Annotated in this window: 6 protein-coding genes; 1 reads left to right on the forward strand and 5 read right to left on the reverse strand. The window is 38.6% G+C overall.

Annotated features, from left to right (window positions below; all coding sequences use genetic code 11):
* Positions 1-121: 121 nt before the first annotated feature.
* The 3 genes from ABIQ27_RS05015 to ABIQ27_RS05025 all read right to left on the reverse strand — a co-directional run bounded on the left by ABIQ27_RS05015 (position 122) and on the right by ABIQ27_RS05025 (position 16045).
* Positions 122-1858, reverse strand: a complete 1737-nt coding sequence (locus ABIQ27_RS05015) for a T9SS type A sorting domain-containing protein (RefSeq protein ID WP_348032632.1) — start codon at positions 1856-1858, stop codon at positions 122-124.
* 3 nt (positions 1859-1861) lie between these two features.
* Positions 1862-11677, reverse strand: a complete 9816-nt coding sequence (locus ABIQ27_RS05020) for a PKD domain-containing protein (RefSeq protein WP_348032634.1) — start codon at positions 11675-11677, stop codon at positions 1862-1864.
* A gap of 1449 nt (positions 11678-13126) precedes the next feature.
* Positions 13127-16045, reverse strand: a complete 2919-nt coding sequence (locus tag ABIQ27_RS05025) for a TonB-dependent receptor (RefSeq protein WP_348032636.1) — start codon at positions 16043-16045, stop codon at positions 13127-13129.
* Positions 16046-16404: 359 nt separating this feature from the next.
* Here ABIQ27_RS05025 and ABIQ27_RS05030 point away from each other — a divergent pair, with 359 nt between their 5' ends.
* Positions 16405-20412 carry a T9SS type A sorting domain-containing protein gene (locus ABIQ27_RS05030; RefSeq protein WP_348032638.1) on the forward strand — a complete coding sequence of 1336 codons (4008 nt, stop codon included), beginning with the start codon at positions 16405-16407 and terminating at the stop codon, positions 20410-20412.
* Between the two features lie 102 nt (positions 20413-20514).
* On the opposite strand, the gene murF is transcribed toward ABIQ27_RS05030, so the two are convergent.
* Positions 20515-21798: a UDP-N-acetylmuramoyl-tripeptide--D-alanyl-D-alanine ligase gene (gene murF / locus ABIQ27_RS05035; RefSeq protein WP_348032640.1), complete on the reverse strand. Its 1284-nt coding sequence runs from the start codon at positions 21796-21798 to the stop codon at positions 20515-20517.
* Between the two features lie 71 nt (positions 21799-21869).
* Entirely contained in the window at positions 21870-23597 is a 1728-nt protein-coding gene (gene gldJ, locus ABIQ27_RS05040; RefSeq protein WP_348032657.1) for a gliding motility lipoprotein GldJ, read from the reverse strand.
* Between the last annotated feature and the right edge of the window lie 139 nt (positions 23598-23736).

The following is a 23736-nucleotide window of genomic DNA, read 5'->3' on the forward strand; positions in this document are numbered from 1 at the left end:
TAAAAACAATTACTAACGCTTTAAACACTATTTTCTCCACAATTTGCTTTACATAATTCATGAAAAATAATAAAGGAGGGCAACAATGCCCTCCTTTATTATTTTCTGTTTTCATTTTTAGCTATTGCTTCACTATCATTTCGCTTTTTGATCCATAAATTCCCTCCAGTTTAATGATATAAATGCCATTTGGAATACCTGTCAAATCTATAGTGGCATTGCCCCCTTGGGTGCAGCTGAAAGGTTTTACTATTTCCTGCCCTAAATAATTATAAACGGATACCTTTTGAAAATAAGAATTACTATTGTCAAACATAACAATTCCCTTAGTAGGGTTTGGATATAATTGTATAGTGTTTAAGCTATTTTCGTTTACGGCTAAAGGCGAACAAGCTTCTGTAGCATACTTTGCAATAAAAAAATCAGACTGAGAACCACTGTTTACGATTTGTTGGCTATTATTAAAATAGAGTATACCTCCAATAGAACCACCCAATATATAATCCCCCGACGCATCTGCTGTAATAGATGCCCCTACATCATTAAACCCGTCATTACCCGGTATATTTGCCAATCCGATACAGGCACCACTATTTTTATCAAATCGGGCAAGCAAAACTTCCTGCCCCTGACCAAGCGCATTCACATTTAAGGTTTGAGTGCCCCATGTAAAATTGGGACCGCCGCAATAACTGGTATAACCCAATTCATTTCCGTTTATAGCGATACCACCATAAACTTCAGAAGGGCTATTACTATTAGAACTCCACAGTAATTGTGAGGCATCAGGATTGGTTTTCATTACATAACCCGGAGTTACCGGATCGGCAACCGAAAAACCAAGAAAACTCTCCAAATTTAAACCCACAATTTTACCCCCCAAATAGATATTATTATCCAAATCAAAAGCTAGGTTATAAATACTAAGATAGCCCGGATCGTTCACGGTATCTTCACGCTTCCACAGAAAATTGCCCTGTGCGTTAAAGCATGCCAGGAAAGTCGAATGCGTAACGGTATTACCACCAACAGTAGCCGTATCGGCACTGGTATCTTCCTTGCCCGCATAAATGTAAAATTGTCCATTATTGGGATTTCGTTGAAAATGAAGCCCCGCATAACCGGTACTCGTCTGGATGTCTAGAGAAATATTAGACACGTAATTACCGGCAGCATCATACTTTAGTATAAACCAATTGCTGCCTGCCAGCGAATTTACAAAGGCGCCATCAGCATAGGTCCCGGGAGGCAGTCTTACCAACCAGTAGTTGGTTCCTGATGCATCTGTCTGCAATCCGGCACTCCTGGTTTCGGTATAACTCACCGACGGATCAACCCCCACAGCCTGTGGTCTTTTTAACCATTGCAACAAACCACTATCGTTATACTTTGCCAAAAAAAGGATGCGGCAATCATAATAAGTATTGATAAAATCACTGTCTATCCGAAAGGGATAACTACTATCCGTGGTGCAGTCGCCAAATTTTCCTGAAAAATAAACGTTGTTTTGTCCATCAACCTGAAGTGGATTGACAATTTCAATATTAATGCCCCCTATAATTTTGGACCAACGGTAACTGCCGTCGCAGGCAAAACTAAATAAGGCACAATCATTGGGATAGGAGCCGGTATCAAAATTGGTTTTAACCACATTGTCGATGTTAAGTCCGGCCTGTCCCACTCTCGAAATTCCATAGATGTTCTTATTACTGTCGGTAATCAAATGATGTGCTTCCTCGGGTCCTGCAGCATTAAAGTCAAGCTCCTGGGCACTCCCACCCCGTTTGCCCCACTGCCAGGACTGGCAGTGAGCGGAGTATACAGATGATAGTAATAAAAGAACTACTAGGTTTTTCATAGTTTAATGTTTTATTAGTTTAGTATTTTCAATGACGGCATTATCCTGCTTCATCAAAATCAGATAGTGCCCTTGTGCATAGCGGCTACAATCTACTTCTAAAGTTCCTTTTGCAGTAGAAGGATGCCACTCTAACAAAGTTCTTCCCAATAAATCGGTTAATAGGATAGTCTTGTTTCCACCGGTTTCCACAAAGTTATAAAAAATTGTGGTATTCTCATTCGCAGGGTTAGGAGCCACCACCAAAAGGTTTTTGTCAGTCACTTTTGGGTCATCCAAATCAACTGTTCTACAAGTTGGACAGCACAAATGAGGAAATCCAATACGTATATCGTTAATACATATCTCATCCTTGTAATGGCCTTCAATGGTAATATTCACATTCCCTCCCATAAAGCCGCCATTGGGGTAAAAATCGAAAGTCTGTATTGATGACCCTGCTACTAGGTTCAAAGTAGAAGGTACAAAATAACCTTCATGATTATGTGCTGATAAACCAATCGTAGCAGGTGTGCTATATGGATTATTGATAATCATCGAAACAGTATATCCGTACTGTCCATTTGACATTCGATGGCATTCTACGTTAATGGACTCATAATTGAAGTCACATATTTTAACTGTAGCACATTCTGAAGGCATCTTAATATCTAAGTATTTGGTACATACTGCAGTTCCGATGGTACTGGTAACAGTCACAGGTATGCCTCCTCCGCTCCAGCCGGTAGCAGGGTAAAAATAGAAGTTGTGCAGCAAAACACCACTTGGAGACAAAATTGGGGAAGGACTAATAGTACCTACACTAGTTGGAACGCTTACAGTTGTTGTTGAATTAATGGCGTACGGATTAGTAATTTCCAGCTCAAAACGATAAATATTGGTGGTTTCTGTTTTTACGCAGGAAATTTTTCCAACTTTGTACTCAAATTTGCATTCTTCAACTTTTTCACAACTTTCAGGGAATACTATGCCGAAATCCTGGACACAATCCTTTCCATCATGTGAGGCTGCAACGTGTATTGTAACCGCACCGCCATTAAATCCAATTTGTCCGTTAAAATATAAAAACTGAGTGCTTATTCCCGAAGGTAATGACAGTGTATTCGTCATAAAACTACCTTCGCCGTTAGGAGCTGTAAAAGTAGCCCAAGCTGCCGAGGTATAAGGGTTAACCGCCGCAAATTCGATCTGGTAGACGTTTTGGTTATTTACCTTAACGCAGCTAATTTTCTTAACTTCAAAACGGAATTCGCATTTTTCACATTCTTTGCCTGTGAACGTCGCATAACCGGTAGTTTGCTGGCAATACCCATTATCGAGGAACATCGAATAGGAACTGTTATTAAGGTTCGTCAACGGTAGCATCTCAGATGCTCCCGAGGAGACTACATTGTCATTTTCAAGCCATTCCCATTTCTCAAAAGAGCCTAATGGGCCAATAATATAACCTGTCGGCTTATCGCAGCTCTTGTAACATCCTTTAGGGAAAATCCACGCTAAGGCATCAAGGTCGATAGGCAGGTCAATCTGGCTTTTGGAAACGCACTCATTAAGAACTGCCCTAACCTGTAGTGGTCCGTCATGCGACATCACAGTACTTGTACCGAGGCCACCATTACTCCAATAATAACCAACATCAGTCTGTGGATTAGTTACAACAACCTCAACCTGATACGGAGTACATACTACTGTATTTAGTGACAATATAGGCATATCCGGCGCGGCAACAACAGTAACCTGGAAGGTTCCTGCAGCGCTGCTGCAGCTGGTACCACTATTTGTAACAGTGGCTACTACGCTGTAGGTATAAGTACCAGGCGTACTTTGTTGGTCAACGATGCTGCTTAGGTTGCTCCATTGTGGCTGAGAGGGTCCATTATTAATACTCCAGGAATAAGTAACAGAACTGTTCGCAGGCACCTTCAATTTTATTGGCGAGTTCGCACAGGCAATGGCGTTGCCTGTAATGACCGGAGTCGAAGGAAGCGGTATAAAGGCTGCAGTAACAGCAGGCTGGTTATATACAAAGCATCCATTGCTGTTTTGTAAGTGGACTAAATATTGTCCATTTTGGTTAACCGTAAGATTAGGACTGCTGCCGTTGGCCAATGGTGTACCTGTGGTGCTGTTTAGATACCAGGCATAATTAGTAGGAACCTGGGCACCCGTAGAATTAAAATGTAAATTCATCGTGCCCCCCTGGCAAACGTTGGCAGGGGTCACCTGTATACTTCCGGCCATACTTACTGGAGTTACAATAACAGGGTGTGGAGCACTAGTTATACTGCAGCCAAATTGATCCGAAACGGTTAAAGTAATAAAATATGTTCCACTAGTCGAGTATGTTTTACTTGGGTTAGGTTGTAAATTCGTAGAAAAATCCCCAAAATTCCATACATATTGATTACCGGGCTGTGGGCTGCTTAGCGCACAGTGAACAGGGCTCCCTGCACATACCTGAAGCTCATTGGTAAAATTAGCATTAGGTTTGCCAGGGACAACAAGTGTCATAAACGTTTCACAAAAAGCATAACCAGATGTGGCGATACGTATACCTATTGTATAAGTACCCGGCGCTAAGGTTGTATTATACTCTCTGATGCCACCGGCGCCTGCAGTTCCCGCATACCAGTTGGTTCCACCATCAATTGTAAACCACCATTGCGTAATAGGGGTATTGGCATAATAAGTCGAAAAGTCAACCAATTTGACATTATAATTATTACCCACACCACAGCTCAGCTGGTATTTCAAATTGGCTTTATAGGGTATAATAAACGAAAGGTTTTTTGTAGTGGTACAAAGCTGGCTGCCGTTGTTGTAAGTGGCTGTGAACTGCAACGGATATTCACCTGGTGCCACGTTCTCTGCCTCAAACGAAGTAACATCATTACTCAGGATTGTAGCTCCCGGCAAACTGGCCGACCAACTCACATTAGTATAACCTGCCGGTAATGCCGTTGGATGGGCAATCACGTGTTGGCAGTTCAGGTTAGACTCCACTGTAGCATCAACAACCTGGGTTGCAACGCATCCGGCACAGTTGTTTGTCACATAAAAGGTATTCGTCGTGCTGGTACAATGGCTATTGGTTACAGTAGCATAATACGATCCCACCCCCGTAGTCTGGACGTCGATGGTTGCGGCACCAGGGCCCGTTCCTGTCGTTAGTACCCCACTGTTATGATACCAGGTAATTTGGTCAGTAGCGGCAAAGCCACCTTGCATAGTAACCGAATACGTATAGTCTCCCGGACTGTGTTGCCCACATAGGTTTAGGTTTGAAGCAGGAGTAATCGCAACAACAGGCGAAGGGTACACCACAACATTCTTGGTTGCAAAAGCATTCATAGGGCAACCATTGGCTCCTGTTACGGTAGCCGAAACCGTGTAATTGATACTACCAGTTAGAGGCGTTTGATATAAATGGGATACCGGATTGGTAGTGCCTGTAGCACCGTCCCCAAAGTTCCAAAGCACGCTGCTAAACGTGCCACTTGGCGTTTGGTTAAAGCTAAAGTTGGCCGCACTTCCCGAACAAATATCGGTAGACCCCGTTATCGTAATCGATGGAGCACTTATTATAGTAACCGTTATTGGGTTAAGTGGATACATTTGTCCGCATTTACGAACCTGCAAATTGATAGTTGCTGTTCCCGCCTGCTGATTCCATAAGACATGCACCGAATTGGTATTTTGTCCACTTTCGATACTTCCTGCTGTAGCAGGTACGATTGACCAGGTATAACTATCGGCTTGGGTATTCGCTATCGAATAATTACCGTAAGTACTGCCACATACCGTGGTATCTGCGTGGGTTATGGCTAGGTTCGGTAAGTCGCGTCCGATGACAACAGACCTTATACCCGAAGTACAGCCATCTTGCTCGTACCAAACTTGAACCACAAAATTCGTAGTTGCTGCCGGATTGAAATTAACCAAAATACTGTTTCCTACCGAACTGCCTATAATGGATCCATTAAGGACAGTCCAGTGCGGTGTAGCCCCCGGTGGAGGGCTGACAGTGTAAGTAACCGGAGTGCCGGGACACACCACGTTAGGACCCAATACCGAAGTAGGCGTGGCCGGCTGTGCTTTAACTGTCACCTGAAAACGGGTGGACCCACATTGGTTTGGCCCGCTCGCAGTGATATAATAAACTCCTGGTCCAGGGTATGCAATCTGAAAAGGATTATTCGTACCGGTTTGTTGGAATAAAGCCGGTCCATCTACGGTCCAGGTCACACTAGGCAACAAGGTCCCTGCATTGTCCAACAGGTTATAAGTGGCTGGTGTTCCTACGCAACTTTCTGTAGGGCCTTCAACCCTAACACCCGGCTGGACATGAATGGTAAGATGGGCTGTACCACCACATCCTAACAAGGTATTCGTGTATGTACAATATAATTCCACTACGCCTTGTGACTGGGACTGTAAAATGATTTCGTTGCGTTGGTTTGTCAAAGCAAGGATTGCTCCCGTACCATTGTCCACCAGAGTCCAGTTAAAGTCAGTGGTTGGCCATTGTGGCAGGGAATAAAGATTTTGTGTCTTTTCACAAACATAGAGGTCTCCTTTAATAGTTCCCACCTGTTGTACGATTGGAATCTTAACAATAGAGGCGCAGTGGCTGCAGGACGAAGAAGTCAGCGTTATATACCCGAACCCATCAGCATTACCGGTACCCCACATTATTTGTGCCTGCGTATTATTATTTTGGTAAGAAAGTACCGTGCCTCCCTCTACTTGCCAGTTAATATCCGGACAGGATTCATAGCTGCTGTCTATCGTATAGGTTTCCCTGCTTCCTTCACAGGTCACCGATGGACAATCAATCTGGATATCGCCCTTTTCAACGGAAATTACACCAGTAACCCTGTCAACACAGCTGCAACCGTTGGAAACAACCAGGTCAATCGTATATATTCCCGGCTCGTGGAATATATGTATCGGTTCAAATTCATTAGAGGTAGTACCGTCGCTAAAATACCAGTTATAGTATAAATTGTCATCCCCGCTGTTTGCAAAGGAATAATTTTCGAAATAGGTTGGTGTATTGACGCAGGTAGTATAAAACTCTCCCGCCGGTAAAGGATACACACCAAATGATGCATGGGGGGATTCCAGTTTTTCAATACACTTATTGATGATTACCTCGGTACCATTGGTTAAGTGGATAACGCCCTGAAGTGCACAGAAAGTAGCACTGCTCCATGTGATATCAAGTGAAGTACTGGTTTCATTACTTGGCGTTCCACCGGTTATAGTCCAGGTGGTAGAAGCGATACTTGCTAAATTTCCGTGCAATTCATAATGAATTGTACTGTTTTCACAAACACGTAGGCATGGCCCATCAACAATATCCACTTCCAGTTTTCGTCCGTCGGTGGTCCATTGGCAGCTCACTTCAGAACCCCACGCAAGCGTAAACCCACATTGCGGTATCACTCCAATAACATAGCTTGCAGGAGTAACACAAGGATTACCTGTTGGGGTAAAGGTATAGGTATTTCCAATGGTATTACTCACCGTAGGCGGACTCCAGGTACCCACTACCCCATTGTCATCAACTGTTGGTAGAACCGGTGCTGTGGCTCCGGCACAAATGGGGTCAAACAAATGGGAATTAGCGAAGCTAACTGCTGAAGAAGGATAAACCTCAACAGTCATCGTAGTTTCAATAACACAAGGAATGCTGCCGTTGGGATGGAATGTATATTCCGTAGTAACCATATTATTAACTGCAGGTGTCCAGTGACCGCTGACGAAATTCAGTGAGCTGCCCGGCAATGTTAAAGGCGCACCGGCACAAATTGGATTTAGCTCCGCAAATGCAGGCGCTACTAAATTCCTAATAGTCAAATGATAGGTATACGGAGGTAAACAATATCCCTGTAAAGGAGTAAATATGTAATTTCCGGTAACTGTATTGCTGACTGTAGCTACATTCCATGTTCCCGGAACACCATTGCTGGATACCCCTGGTAAAACCGGTGCCGTGCCGCCATGGCAAATCTGGGTTGGTAAAACAGAGGTGTTGAATATAATGCTTCCGGGTGCATTTGTTGCTATAACAACTACATTACTGTATTTTGGGTTCAAACACTGGCCAGTACCATTCGATTTTCTTCTTATATATATGGTAGCAGGAAAATAGGTAGTGCTTAAGCTGGCTATAAAACTTTGTGGTAGCGTATCGGTGCTTGGCCCTCCCGTTATTGACGAGAAGGTGACATTGTCGGTAGAAAACTCCCAACCATAACCACCATAGGTCACACCGTCATCAACACTCGAAATACCGTTTGGAGTAGTGCAGTTGTAACCGATAACCCCACCAACGGCTGACAAACTATAATTAATATCCCCAATGTGATAGGTATGGGCATCTGCATCAAGCGGACAATTTAAATACGTTCCGGTAATTCTGATATCATACGGGAAATTCAATTGGGTTGCTGTTGGCACAAACAATGGTGTATTACCAGTGGCAGGGTTAATATTATTGAAGGTAAAATGTAGCGTTAACCCAGGAATACTAGTATAATTATTGAATGCACCGTTAAATGTATAATCAATTACGTTTCCGAAAGGCTGATGTGTAACAGGGTCGTACAATTGGAAATGTATGGTATTTTGTATCGCTGCAACGTCGGTTGCAAAATGACCAGGTAGCGAACAACTATAGGACGCATAATTATTCGCCATATTAAGGGTTGGCTGATTGAGCGTTAAATCGTAGGTATCCCCAAAACAAATATCATTCTCGTTAACGCTATTAAATGCTAAAAAGAGTTCCTGTCTATTGTAGATATGAAATTCATCGCTTTTTTTTGTTTTTGGATTGCCACAATAAGGCTCCTTATATTTCACAACCCTTCTGTAGTTATTGCATACAAAAGGATTGTAATTATTGGATATATCAGGAAATGTCGCGGTTGATGCAGGATTATAAACCAATTGCAAAGTGTCATGCAATGCGGCAGGGTTAGTGGGGTCAGTCGGGTCAGTGACAGCACCCGCTATATCAACCCATGTAGAGGAACCGTCTCCCTTTCTTTGCCACTGGTAGGTAAATGGCACCGTAATACAAGTATTTGTAAGATGCAGCAATGGCAAGGCATTGGTGCCACAGAGCAATATATCGCCATTGGTCAGGTTAGGATGGAATGTGGTATTAATCTGGTCACCAGTAGTACAATCATCTAAATTGTTATAAAATCCAACATAAAGCCTAAAATCATCCGTTACCATGCCATGCATCGTGTTATAGAAGATTCGGAAATCCTGAAACGGCGCGTCGCTTTGGTCCAGGCAGATCTTAAACGTTGAATTATTAGGAAAGGTAATAGGCATAAGGGTAGTAGGCACACCACCTACAAGCCTAAACACCTGGAAAGTGTCAAAATTGTATCCTAAATTATTATGGCCTACACCGTATCCGCCTAAATTAAAGTAAGCAGGCGCAGGAATATTAAATTCCTTACAGCTTTGCGTATCAGGAGAACTACATGCAAGATTGGTATCAGGAATATCAAAGCTGAAAGGTTTCGGAAGACCTCCACCCAAACATTCAAACCCATAGTAAGCGTACGCATTCTGAAGTGCGGAAGTTGCAATATTTGAATGCGCAAAAAAGGTCAGCGTAATTTCGGTGTCCGCATTCAGGTCAACATACTCGCTAAAATCCATAATAACCGATTTCCATCCGTTAGTAACGCTATAGGTACCATTTGAAACAAAATCTCCAGGGCCTAACTTTACCCGTTGTGATACAACATCGTTAAGGGCATTAAAATACCAGGCACCTACAAAATTAGTATCATCAAAACCAATGGTTGTATTCAGCGTGGTTGCACTACTGTTATTTACGGTGCTGCAATAGTGATATTTGTTTAAGATTCCAAAAGCAGCGTCATTATTTGGTCCCGTATAAACTACGAAGGGATAAGCGGTATTGGCGGCAACCCCTTGGGTACCACCCAGTATCCACACCCTGAACCTGCAATTGTTGCGATTTACTGTAATTGTCTTTCTGGCATAAAAAGCACGTCCCCCGCCCTGTTCATCGTTCCTTCCCACACGGATGACCTGATTGATATTGGCGGTAGTTGGCAGCATATAGCTACCCAAAACCGGATCGGCTGACAAAGTACCGCCTGGAGTTATCGGCAGAACGTCAAATCCGGCAGTATCAAAACTGCCCTGTGTATTGTCAAAATGTTGCGAGCCTGCCGGATAAGATACTCCATTATTATTCCAACCTCCGGTAAATGAAGTACGGGTCCATCCTGCTGATACCCAATTTGCCAGGCTATTGGAAATAGGGGTCTGCAAAATGCAGGAAGTAAGAGTCGGATTTATCGTAAAAGCAAAGGTAGTGGTTTCAATACATTGGGCGTTCGATGCCAATGTTGCCGTAAAGGTAATCTGGTAATTACCCGGTACCAAACCAGACGCAGTAGTATAGCTGTTTCCGGTGCCTTGAGCAATGAATGTATTACTGTTTCCTCCAAGGAGTTCTAATTTCCATGTATAATTTAATGAAGCACTACAGCTGCTGTTCACGGTTATCGGAACAGCCGGAGTGGCACCCGCTACCTGGTAAAGCTCATATCGGGGTGGATAGGCTGGATAAAGCTGAGTGAAAGCCGCATTTGGTATTATGCTGAAATTACAATTAGTCATCAAGGCGCAATTAGCGCAAACGGCTTGTCCCAACAATGATTTCCTAGGCCCTACGATAGGGTCAATCATAAACTGCATACGCGTAATTTGACCCGTAGTAAACAATTTTTCAAGGCTCCAGATACCGTAATCCATATAATTGTCCTTAGGGTCAACAACATCTGTTGTTATTGGATTCAGATTATTTGCAATAGAAGGATATGCGATAGCATCGGTATGGCAGCTGTTAGGAAAAGATCCTATACCATAACCCGATTGAATAAGCATATTAGGCGCAGTATCACATATCATATCCCCATTAAACAAACAATTACCGTTATCACAGGAACACGGATTATATCCCGTAATCGGATCAGTAAGAGCTCCGATTGAAGAAGGGTTGCAAATTCCAAAAGTATGGAGCAATCCTAAATAATGCCCCATTTCATGAACAAAGACATTCATATTAAGATTCAACGAAGCATTATTCAGCAGCCATTGTCGTTCTATATAGATACCGTCATAATTCTGGCCATGGGCAGAAGGGCCATAAGCAAAACCCGCCACAGAACCTAGAATGTCATCTACTATATAAACATTGATGTATTTTGTGGTATTAAAATAACTGGCAGTAAAACTAACTCCCGCAATAGTTTGATGCTGGCCGTTATCACCTGCATCCAAACTTCCTGCTACGGATGATGATTTTTGATTGGAAGCAACCGTAAAAGTATCACCTGACTGAGTGCGCGTTGCTAAACAGAATTGGATAAATGTATTATTTCCGGCAGTATTGCCGTTAACGTTTGTACCATCATAAACCAGGTTCAGTTTATCAATAATGTATTGATAGTTCGAGACCGGAGCAGCGGAAGGCAACAAATAAGTCCCACTGGCTGACACATCATGAAATACAACAGAGAGTGTAACAACGTTAGGAGGACTTTGGGTTTGATTGTTGGTCTTCATTCTGACCGGTTTCCAGTCATCAAGATGCTTAGGAGCATACTCCAGCCAGTCGGCAGTGCTTTTTTCAAAGTTCATCTTGTACTTAGCATCTTCATTCATTAGTTTTAAATGAATAGCATCGGTACCACAATGGTCTTTCCTGTCCTGAGCGCTTAAGGATAGCACTGCAAACAGGAAGGCAAGCAAAAAGTAATTTTTCATGTTAGTGTATAGTTAATGGTTAGTAGAATCGATATTGTTGGTTGTAATTAATTTTTTTGGATATTTTTTAATTTCTTTAGCCCTTTCAGACTAAATAAACAGATTCTGGGCACATGCTTTTCAGCACGGTGCTCGGTAAGCATAATAGATATACCTATCCCATTAAAGTTTTTTCAAACTTTTCAAACGCTGAATTAATGTGTTTTTCTAAATGTCTTTATATATTCTAAAAAAGGGCTTTAAAGAATATTTCATTTTCATAATACAAACAACAAAGATTGGAATCTTATTGCTCATGCACATTTAGATGTAGAATAAAACCATGAAGTGGTATTTTGATTTTATCTGATACGAATTTAACAATTAACCTGTAATAAAAAAATATTTTACAGAAAATTAACCTTCAAATAATACCAAAATGTATAATAATGATTCATAAAAATTATATACTCTCAAACTGGTGGGCTCTTAACGCAGTTTTTTGTTATTAAAAAATAACTTTGCAATCTCTAAATTATGCTGACAGATACCTTTTTCTAGCTCGTCAAGAAATATTCTAAAGACAATGAATGGTCATTAACCTCTGGTTGGAAAATATTCACGAAATATTCCGAACCGAAAAGGCAGTATCATACAATAGTCCATTTAGAAGCGATGCTGATAGATTTAAAAGACGTGAAAGGGGAAATTACAGACTGGAACACTACACTCTTCACAGTCTTTTACCATGATATAATTTACAAAGCTTCAGGCAATACAAATGAAGGAGTAGTGCAAAAGTTTGGCTGAAATTGAATATCCGTCGGAAAAAATTGCAAAATGCTCCAACATGATTTTGGCAACCAAATCACACGAACGATCAGACAATATTGATATAAATTTTGCTGGTGGTTTCCTGCTTTGTTATTTACACCTGATATCGGAATGATAGGATACAAAACAAAGCGAACCCAACTAGTAATACCAAAATTAAAACTGAAACATTATTCACCATTGCAAATACAAACATTATTCATTCGATTAAGAAGCCTCTTGTATTGCTCATGCATCAATGCCTCTAAAGGATTAACTAAATTCTTCAGAATCTAGGAAACTTTCAAAAATTGAAACTACATGGTTCGAAGATAAGTCAATGTCGCCCACAAGAAAAACCGAAACTTACGTTTCGGTTTTTTTATTTTCAGACTGCGTCAAAAGCTTGCTTTTGTAAGTAGTGTGGAAATAAAAAATAAAGGTTACGAAAGCAGCCTTTTAGGTTTCTTGTGTCAACTTATCCAAAAAGGGCTCAACGAAGTTAATCCTATCATATTATTATCATAAAAATACCTGACTGCCACTGGCAGTACTCCTCATAATATCAAATCTCATCTCCACCACTTATTAAAAACTCCATTATTTCTAATGGAGTTTTTTAATTAATTTATCAAATGCAAATTAAAAATTATAGCTAAGTGTCAATGAAATTGTTTTGCCATATTTTGTTTTCCAAATAACATCATCAACAGCCGGATCAAAACCATCTTCATTATTACGATCGCCTGTAAAAACCGAGTTTACTAATCCTGCAATTCCTGATTGGTGCTGTTCATCCTGTGATTTTTTATTTTGATAGAAGATTAAATCCTGAGCTAAAACATTTTGGATATTTAATTTTAATTCCAATGCATTTTTATAAAATGTTTTCGCAATTTGAAAATCCAGAAAGGTTCTTGCTTTTTCCCAAATGGCCGGTTCAATTTCACTCGAGCCGATGGCAATTCTATTTCCAACTCTATTGATATTGGCAGAAACAATCCATCCGTTATCTTTATTTAAATATTGCAGTCCAGCATTAAGCACATACGGCGATTGCCCTTGTAATGGTCTGTTGTTTTGAGGATTAGCGTTATTAGAATTAGAAACATCTACACGGGACTTAATAATAGCAATATTTGAAAACAATGTCAAATCATCAAAAAACGTGGTGTTTTCAGATTTGAATATCGTGCTTAACAAAGTTCTGAATTCAAGCTCAACACCGCTACTTTTAGCACTTTTAGCATTTTCATACGTAACCGTTTTGTTGTTAACCTGTTGAATTAATTCGATTGGATCTGTAAAATCCTTTAAGAAATAAGACATTGAAAATAACTGCCCTTTTCCCGGATAGATTTCATAACGCAAATCGATATTGCGAATGCTGGCTCTTTTTAAATCCGGGTTTCCCTGAGTAAAGAACTGCGTAGTAAAGTCATAAAAACCAAATGGTGCTAACTCTCTATATTCAGGACGATTTATTGTTTTAGAAAAACTTAATCTAAGGTTTTGTGTCTTATTGATTGCAAAAATTAAGTTAGCTGATGGCAAAATATCAGTCTTTTTAGTATCCAATGATAGATATTCTGTTTCGCTCAAGCGTGAATCAAGTGTTTGTTCAAAATCCTCAATTCTGGCACCCCAAACTAATCTGAATTTTTTATAACGGGTATCAAACATTGCATAACCGGCATTTAATTTAGAACCCGCAGTATAAGAATCAGTAAATTTGGTAAAATCGAAAAGCGTAAAACCATTCACACCCGGTGAAATCTGACCCATATTTGCCACATTAAAAATGGTTTCATTAGGCAATGTCAACAAGTTATAATCAAAAGTTCCTCCTAAATTTAATGTGTTATATTGTAATTGGCGGGAAGTGAAATCCCGATCTCTGATTTGTGTAAATCCTCCAATTTTAAAGTCATTGATAAAGTTTTCGCCTAGCGTAATTTTTTTGGTCAAATCTATTTTTCCACCATAAATGCTTTCTTTATTTTCAGAAAAAAACATTCCTCCACCATAATCAGGACCACCATTATTATTGGCAATTACAGCATAAGCAATCGTGGCGTTTGGATCAGAACTATTAGGATCTTCAATGGTATAAATGTTTCTTCTCAAATTTGGAATCTCTCTTTTTATATCACTATAAAATCCTGTCCAGTTTATTTTAATTTTTGGTTTGGTAAAATAATGATCACCGTTCAATTGTCCCGAATATATTCTATTGCTGGTAAACCATCTGACATCCGCTTTGGTTGTTCTGACATCAGTCAGGTCTTTTTGACCATATCGCTCTACTACTAAATCATTAGAATTTATACTCAAAATATTTTTGAAAGAAATGGTATTGTTTTGATTGAATTTTAGAGAAAAATTAGCTAAAGCTCCGGTTAATACCTGTTGGCTATAATTGTTATCCTTAAATTTAGTAATCAGAACCGAAGGCGCTGCCGGATCTGGATTTTCATATTCATTACGCTCAATTTCGTTAAAATTATTAGTGATATTATGTGAAGCTGAAAACAATATCCCAAAAACCTTTTCACCAAATTCATAATGACGGCCTATAGCATATTGGAAACTCGTATTTGGCTTAAATTTTTCTGCTTTGATAGCCCAATCAGATTGAAATGATTTTGCAATAGCTGCTCTTTCTTCATAACTTAAAACATTAAAGGTTTCTGTATTTGGAATTGTAGATGGCATTTGTCTTGTTCCATCATCAAAACCTAACCAATCGGTATTTCCGCCTTTATAAGTCTTTTGATCTTTGAAAGTAGTTATAGTGTTGTACCCTAATCCAATAGAAATAGACTGGAAATCTTTTTCAGGTACTGATTTCGTATTGATTTGCACAACGCCACCGGCAAATTCCCCGGGTAAATCAGGAGAAGCTGTTTTAGTAATTACCAAATTGTCAAGCATATTTGATGGAAAGATGTCGAATGAAAATGCCTTTCTATCGGATTCAGAGCTAGGCAAAGGAGCACCGTTTAATAATGCTGCATTGTATCTGTCATTCAAACCTCTGATGATAACAAAACGATTGTCCTGAATACTTGCCCCACTTATTCTTTTCAGAACATCGGAAGTATTTTTATCCGGTGTTCTTTTTATGGTTTCAGCTGAAATCCCATCAGAGACATTGGCACTATTTTTCTGTTGAATTAATAACGATTTTACCGATTCGACTTTAGCTCGGGTAGTTTTGATGACCACTTCATCCAATTGATTATTTTTTGCTTCCAAAGAAATCGTCAAAGTGTTAATTTCATCATTTACAACTATTACTTCAGTGACAACTTTTTGCTGAAACGTTAATGCAGTAATTTTCAATTCATAAATACCTGGCTCAATTTTAGAAAACATGAAGTTACCTTCTGAATCTGTTTCTGTAAATTTATTTAATTCTTTAATTGTAATTGTTGCTCCAGGTAAAGGTTGTCCTGTTTTATCTTCAAGAACCAAACCCTTTATACCCGAGGTTTGACTATAAGCTAGTAGAGTTGCAGATAAAAAAACAAAGAAAAGTAAGTAAATTTTAGATTTCATAATAGATAATTTTTGGCGAAATTAAAGTTAATTACAGGAACAGATATTAACTGAAATTTAATTAATTGCAAACATATTAGTCGACAACACTTAAAGCATCAAACTCTTTCCTGAGTCAATAATTCATCATAAAATCCTTTCCACAACTTAATTTTAGGCTCTTTTTTAAGACATTCTATTATATATCAAACAGGCTAAATTTCATTCACTTTTTTTAAAAAAAAGAGTAATAATTTAACAATCCTTCCTGATTATGGCTTTTTAATAACGTAGCGTTTGTTTTATTTAATTTTCTCTTTACAGCTACTTATATACTCCAGCATAAATTTGCCCTGTCTAACAAAAAAATCATTTATCTAATGAAAAAAAATTATCTTTTTGCTCTTTTGGCCTTAGTTGTCAATTTAGCAAGTGCTCAAATTGAGCCAACAACTTATCGTGGTGCATTTGCACCTGCTCCTACAGCAATGTGGACTGACTCCTGGACCAATTGGAATCCACAAAGTGAGCCTTACACTGATGCTGCTATTGTTGTTAATGTAACTACTAACATTAATACTAATACAACATGGACAACCGGGAAAACATATAAGATCACAGGTCTTATATATGTAACAAACAATGCTACGCTAACAATCCAGCCAGGTGTAGTAGTTAAAGGAGTTTATTCTAATACTGGTACTGCTTTAGTTATCACAAAAGGTGCTAAACTAAACGCTATTGGTACTGCTGCTGCTCCAATTGTATTTACTTCTGCAAAAACTGCGGGTACAAGAGCTGCCGGAGATTGGGGTGGAATCATCCTTTTAGGTAGAGCTGGTTTCAACTTAAACAGTGGTATTAACAATATTGAAGGTATTACTGCTACTGCTAATACTGAATATGGCGGTGGTGCTTCACCAATTGATGCTGATAATTCAGGGTCGATGAAATATTGCAGAATTGAATTTCCAGGTTTCGTATTCTCTCCAAACAATGAGATTAACGGTTTGACTTTTGGTTCAGTTGGCAGTGGAACATCTATTGACTATGTACAGGTTTCTTATTCTGGTGATGATTCTTTTGAGTGGTTTGGTGGAGCTGTTAACTGTAAACACCTTGTAGCTTACAAAGGTTTGGATGATGATTTTGATACTGATAATGGATTCAAAGGAATTGTTCAGTTCGCATTAGGAGTAAGAGATCCTTCTATTGCTGATAATCCAGCTATTTCAACTTCAGAAGGTTTTGAATCTGATAATAATGCTGCTGGTACTACTGCTGCCGGTACTGATAATACTTCAGCTATATTCACAAACTGTACTTTAATAGGACCATCATTTCGTGCTACTTTATCTCCTTCAGTTAGTGTTGCTGCAGGATACGCAAGAGCTGCGCGTTTAAGAAGAACTACACAACTAAAAGTGTACAACTCAATCTTTATGGATTTCAAAAACAACTTCTTATTTGTAGATGGTGCAACTACTGTAGCTAATGCAAATGGTGGAACTTTAAAATTCAAAAACAATATTATTGCCGGTGTTCCGGATGCTACTTTTACAGCCGGAGTTAACCCAACTTCTTTAAACTCTTGGTTTGCTTCAAATAATAATTCATATGTAAACGGTTCCGGAACTTTATTAACTAAAGCTTATGGAACTTCAAGTTCAGATTATTCAGCTGGAAACTTAACTGCTTCTCCATCTAATTTAGATTACAGACCAGGTACAACTGCTGCTACTGGTGCTGATTTCTCAGATTCTTCTTTAACTCAATACATTACTGCCGGAGCTAGTCCGGTAGTAACAAACCGTGTTTATTGTAAAGGCGCTTTGGCTACAGCATTAACTGCTAACTTAACTACAACTGGTGTTTCTTTATTATGGTACACTGTTGCAACTGGCGGTACAGGTTCTGCAACAGCTCCAACACCTTTAACATCTACAGTAGGTGTAAAAAATTATTGGGTTTCCCAAATTGACACTTTTAATATAGAAAGCGCAAGAGTTCTTTTAACTGTAACTGTTAATGCTTTACCAACAGAAGTAATTGGCACAATAACTGGTTTGGGTCCATTATTAAATCCTGATGATGAATTGCACGCGCCAGTATATGCATCTGCAACAGCTGTAGGTTATTTTGTTGGAACAACTTCAACTTTTACCTATACTATTCCAGCCTTCACCACTGTTCCAACTCCAACATATGTTTGGACTGTGCCACAAGGTGCAAATATTACTGCTGGACAAGGAACTAATTCTATAACTGTTAATTTTTTAAATGTTCCTTATGGTGCCGGAACTATTGGTAGTATTCAAGTACAAGCAGAAAATGCTTCAGGTTGTAGAACTACTGCAAAAACTCTTTCACTTACTAAAGCTTTGCCTACTGCTCCGACTAGTTTTTTCATGAACAACAAAGCATCTGCAACTCCAAATACAGCTATTACTACTTTTGGACAATTTATGGGAACTACAACTCCTATAACTTTGACTGCCGGATACTCATCTAAAACTTTAGTTTTCCCTTCTTCTTATTCATGGGAATTGCCAACTGGCGTATCTTTAGTTTTAAATGGTGCTGTTCCTGTTGTTACTTCAGTAAATTATACTGCGGAACCATTCTTCTCACCTGCTGCTGCGGCTCCAACTACAGTTGGAACAATTTATTGGACAGTAACTTATAATACTTATACTGTACTTGTTAATGGAGTTTCAACTGTAATTACAACTTCTACAGCTGTTCAAAAAATAGTTGGTGGTGGTTTATATACAGCAAGTTCACAAGCATACCTTCCATATAATAAATATGGAACTGTAATAACAAGTGATAAAGGTTCAATCTTAGTTTCGTTTGAAGGTGTTTCTAACCAGGCAACAACTTTGATGTATTTTGGTGTTAAAGCTCTAAATGGTGTTGGTTCTTCAACTACAAGTAATTTAACTAACGCAGATTATTTAGCTAATAATCCAATTATGTTTTATGATACCTATTCAAATGTTTATAATGCACCAGTACCACCAAGTACAAATGCAACTTCTACTTATACATTAATTAATCCGTCTACAGCTGTAAGAAATTCTAAATTGTTGAAATTAACAGCTGCATTGCCAACTGTACCATCAACATTGGTTTTAACTGATCCAGCTTCAGCTACACCAACAACAGCTGTGACTAATGTGAGTAAATATGTTGGAACTGCAACCACTTTAACTTTAACAGCTAATACCGTTGCAACAGCCTCTTCTTATGTTTGGGAATTACCAACAGGAGTTAATGCTGTAAATCTTCCTGCAGGAGCGACTTCAACTACAGTCGGTGGTGTTACTACTATAAATAGCACAACTGAGCGTTCAATTACAATTAATTTCCTAAATGTAGCTCCGGGAACTGTTATTCAGACTTTATATTTAGGAGTTAAAGCTAAAAACGGAATTGGTTTATCTCAGGTATTGACAAATGGTTCACTAACTCCAGCTACAACATCAACAGCAAAATTGTTGAAAGTAACTATTAGTTTACCAGCTATTGTATCATCAATCACTGGCCAGATTGCTGGTGTTTGTGCAAATAACACATACAATTATACGATGTCCGCTTCACCTCTGGCTACATCTTATATCATCACTGCTCCAATTGGATCAGTTGTAACTTCTTCAAGTAACCCAACAAATGCTACAAATATATTACCTACAACTGATTTAAGCTTTTCAGTATTATTCCCAGGTAATATTGCTGCAATTACGCCAAAAACAATTGCCGTGCAATCTGTAAATGGATATGGAAGCAGTGCAACAAGCAAAGCAGTTACTATTACAACTGCAATGCCTGCAATTTCAACTGTAACTGGTGGTTCAACATTCGGAAGATGTGCTACTCAAACATTCTCAATTGCTGCTGTAGCTGCTGCTACGGCTTATAACTGGACAGTTGCCAATGGTGCTGTAATTGTTAGTGGTGCAGGAACAAACTCTATTGAAGTAGATTTTTCAGCTGTACCTGCAGTTAGTACAACTAACGTTATAACTGTTTCTACAACGAATGCTTGTGCCGTAAACAGTACTGTAAAAACAGTTACTCTTACTCAGGTTATTTGTGGTGCCAAAATGGCTAACAACACTGTTGAAATAAGCAATGTTTCTGAGATTTATCCAAATCCATCTTCATCTTCTTTCAATTTAGATGTAACTTCATCAAAAGTTGCAAATGTATCAATGTCAATTTTTAATTTTTACGGAACATTGGTTTCTAATAAAAACGTTAAATTGGATGAAGGTTCAAATACTATTAATGAGAACATCTCTGATTTGAAAAGCGGGATTTATTTTGTTAAGTTTTATAACTCATCAAACAATGAAATCATCGTTAAAAAATTGATTAAAAACTAATTTCAATTAGTTAAAACAAATAAACTAAAAGGCGCATTTATATGTGCCTTTTTACTTGAATTACAAACAAAAACTCCTCGAGATATTGAGGAGTTTTTTTATTTACAGATATTCCAAAGTCCGTTCTAAAGCCATTCCCCTAGAACCTTTTATAAGAAGTGTTTTGTTTTCGATTTTTACTGATGAAAGATATTTGGTAAAGTCTTCGAATGTATTATAAAAATGGAAGTTGTCTTTTTGAATGCTATTGGCAAAAAAGTCTTTGCCCACAAAATGACATTCAAAAGTGCTATTCTGATTCAAAAAATTGACGATAGCTTTATGTTCAGCCAAACTTTCTTGTCCAAGCTCATACATGTCGCCAATAATAATGCATTTATTTTCTTTATCTAATTGGATAAAATTCTCCAAGGCCACCATCATGCTACTCGGATTCGCATTGTAAGCATCGAGAATAATTTCATTTGAGCCTTTTGTCAAAAGCTGGGAACGATTATTCTCGGGAACATAGCCTTCAATTGCCGCTTTTATATCGTCTATAGGCACTTCTAAGTTATGTCCAATGGTGATTGCTGCATTGATATTATTAGCGTTATATAATCCTATTAAATGAGAATTGATTTCGACTCCAAGAGTTTTAATTTTTACAAAAGGATTTGCTGTCACATCGTCTATAAAAACATTTACATTTTTATCTTTTTGGCTAAAAGTAATCCTGTGAAAATGTTCCGTTTTCTGATTCTGGATTTCGTCATCCAGATTTACAAAAACCGATTTGTTGTTTGCTTTCAGATATGTGTACATTTCACTTTTCCCTTTGACTACACCTTCTACTCCGCCAAAACCTTCGAGATGCGCCTTGCCAAAATTAGTAATGTATCCAAAATCAGGTTGTGCAATTTCGCAAAGGAATTCAATCTCTTTTTGATGATTGGCACCCATTTCCACGATTCCAATTTGGGTTTCTTTTGTAAAAGATAATAAGGTAAGCGGAACTCCAATATGATTATTTAGATTCCCAATAGTAGCTTTGGTGTTAAAGGTTTTAGACAAGACGACATTGATTAATTCCTTAGTTGTAGTTTTACCGTTGCTTCCTGTTAAAGCTATGATTGGAAGCTGTAAAAAATGACGATGGAATTTGGCCAATTCCTGAAGCGTCTGTAAACTGTCTTCAACCAGGATTGTTCTATCGTCAATAAAATAATCTGCGTTATCAATGATAACATAGCTGGCTCCTTTTTCTAATGCTTCTTTAGCAAAAGTATTGGCATCAAAGCGTTCTCCTTTAATCGCAACAAAAAAAGAGTTCGGCTCAATCTTTCTGGTATCGATTGAAACTTTAGTACACTTTAAAAATAAATCATGAATATTCTGAATGGTCATTTGGCAAAATAGTTAAAATAAAAAAGCCCTTAAAATTAGGGCTTTTTTATTATTATTCATAAAACTAAGAATTAGTTTCTTGCTCTTTTCTTTTTGTCAGCTTTTGCACCAACTCTAGACATAGCACATCTGAATCCGATGTAATCTGTCGCGATATCTTGTGGATAATATCTTCTTTGTGCTGGATCTAACCAATAAGCTCTGTCTCTCCAAGAACCACCTTTGTAAACTCTGACATCATCATTTACTAAAGTAGTACGTTTGTTAGAATGGTCATATTTTTTAACCATATTCCCTAAACTATCAGTAGATACATTGTGTTTTGGAGAATCATACATTCTTTGGTCATCTCTCAATTTCCCTTTTTCATCACCTTCTTCTGAACCACCGAATTTGAAATATCTTGTTGATTGTTTATCACCATCACGATAATTAATATTATTTGATTGGCTAAAGTTTTGTCTCAAATAAGTTTCTTTATCATCAACCGGAACCTGAGCGATTTGACCAGGCAAGTTTCTAGATACAATTTTCCCATTTGACAAGGTGTCGAATTTTTGAGTTTCCGGAGTAACTAATTCTACTTTTCCGTCTTCTCCAATTTTATCTTTCATGTAAACATTTCCTCTGTAGTAGTTGAAGTCATTTGCTTCATCATCAACTATTGGTCTGTAAACATCGGCAACCCATTCGGCTACGTTTCCTGCCATATCATACAATCCAAAATCATTTGGAGGATATGATTTAACTTTGTTGGTGATATCGGCACCATCATCAGACCATCCTGCGATTCCACCGTAATCTCCTTTTCCTTGTTTGAAGTTAGCCAATTGATCACCTCTAACCTGTCTTTTTCCTGAACGTGTATAACTTCCAGACCAAGGATATTTCTTTTGCCCTTTATAAGCATTGTATTCTCTTTGTCCTACGTCAGCAGCAGCAGCATATTCCCACTCAGCCTCTGTTGGCAATCTATATTCAGGTAAAATCAAACCTGATGTTCTTTGTGCGTAAACATTTTTAGCGCTATTTCCAGCTGTATTGTTGGCACCTGCAGCAGCTGTACCACTAGCTTTTGGCGCAGCACCTCTTCCTTTACCTTTTTTCAGGACAAGCTTTTCGTCTCCGCCTTTTGCAGTAGATGGCGAAGCAAGATATGCGTTCGTACTGAAAACTTTATCCGAGGTCATATCAGTAACTTTGGAATCTTTTTTCAAATAACGTTGTTGCTCAAGGATATTTTCGTTCACACGATCAGTTCTCCATATCGCAAATTCAGTAGCCTGTATCCAGTTAACACCAACCACAGGATATTCAGCATAAGCCGGATGTCTTAAGTAGTTTTCTGTCATGGTTTCATTATAACCAAGTCTGTTTCTCCATACTAATGTATCTGGAGAAGCTCCCTCATAGATGTTTTTATAATTTTCCTGATCCGGCGGATACACTGTTTTTAACCAATTTAGGTACTCCATGTACATCATATTGGTTACTTCAGTTTCATCCATGTAGAAAGACATAACGTGTTGCTGATTTGGCGTATTATTCCAATCATGCATTACGTCATCCTGAACTTTACCCATGGTAAATGTTCCTCCTTCAACCATAACCAAACCTGGGCCAGTTGCCTGCTTTTTAAATTTAGAAGCATATTGGAAACCACCTTTTTTATCGTTGATTTTCCAACCAGTAGCTCTGGAACCACCTTTAGACTCGGACTTTTTACTACAACTAGTAAAACCGACCATTATCACTAATGATAGTAATAATTTTACTGCTATAATTTTGTTTACTTTCATATTCATAGTAGGTATAAATTTCGAGGCGCAATATAAGTATTTACCATTAAATTGCAACAACTTTTTTTAATTAATACTAAATTCGCTCCCTATAAGCGAGATTTTATATATAACGCAAAATTAGTAGTTTTATTGTATT

The sequence above is a fragment of the Flavobacterium sp. genome (assembly GCF_039916025.1).
Classification (GTDB): Bacteria; Bacteroidota; Bacteroidia; order Flavobacteriales; family Flavobacteriaceae; genus Flavobacterium.

Bases quoted from the DNA above. Each gene is read 5' to 3' on its own strand.
- ABIQ27_RS05025 (WP_348032636.1), bottom strand. From the start codon at position 16,045: ATGAAATCTAAAATTTACTTACTTTTCTTTGTTTTTTTATCTGCAACT.
- ABIQ27_RS05015 (WP_348032632.1), bottom strand. From the start codon at position 1,858: ATGAAAAACCTAGTAGTTCTTTTATTACTATCATCTGTATACTCCGCT.
- murF (WP_348032640.1), bottom strand. From the start codon at position 21,798: ATGACCATTCAGAATATTCATGATTTATTTTTAAAGTGTACTAAAGTT.
- gldJ (WP_348032657.1), bottom strand. From the start codon at position 23,597: ATGAAAGTAAACAAAATTATAGCAGTAAAATTATTACTATCATTAGTG.
- ABIQ27_RS05030 (WP_348032638.1), top strand. From the start codon at position 16,405: ATGAAAAAAAATTATCTTTTTGCTCTTTTGGCCTTAGTTGTCAATTTA.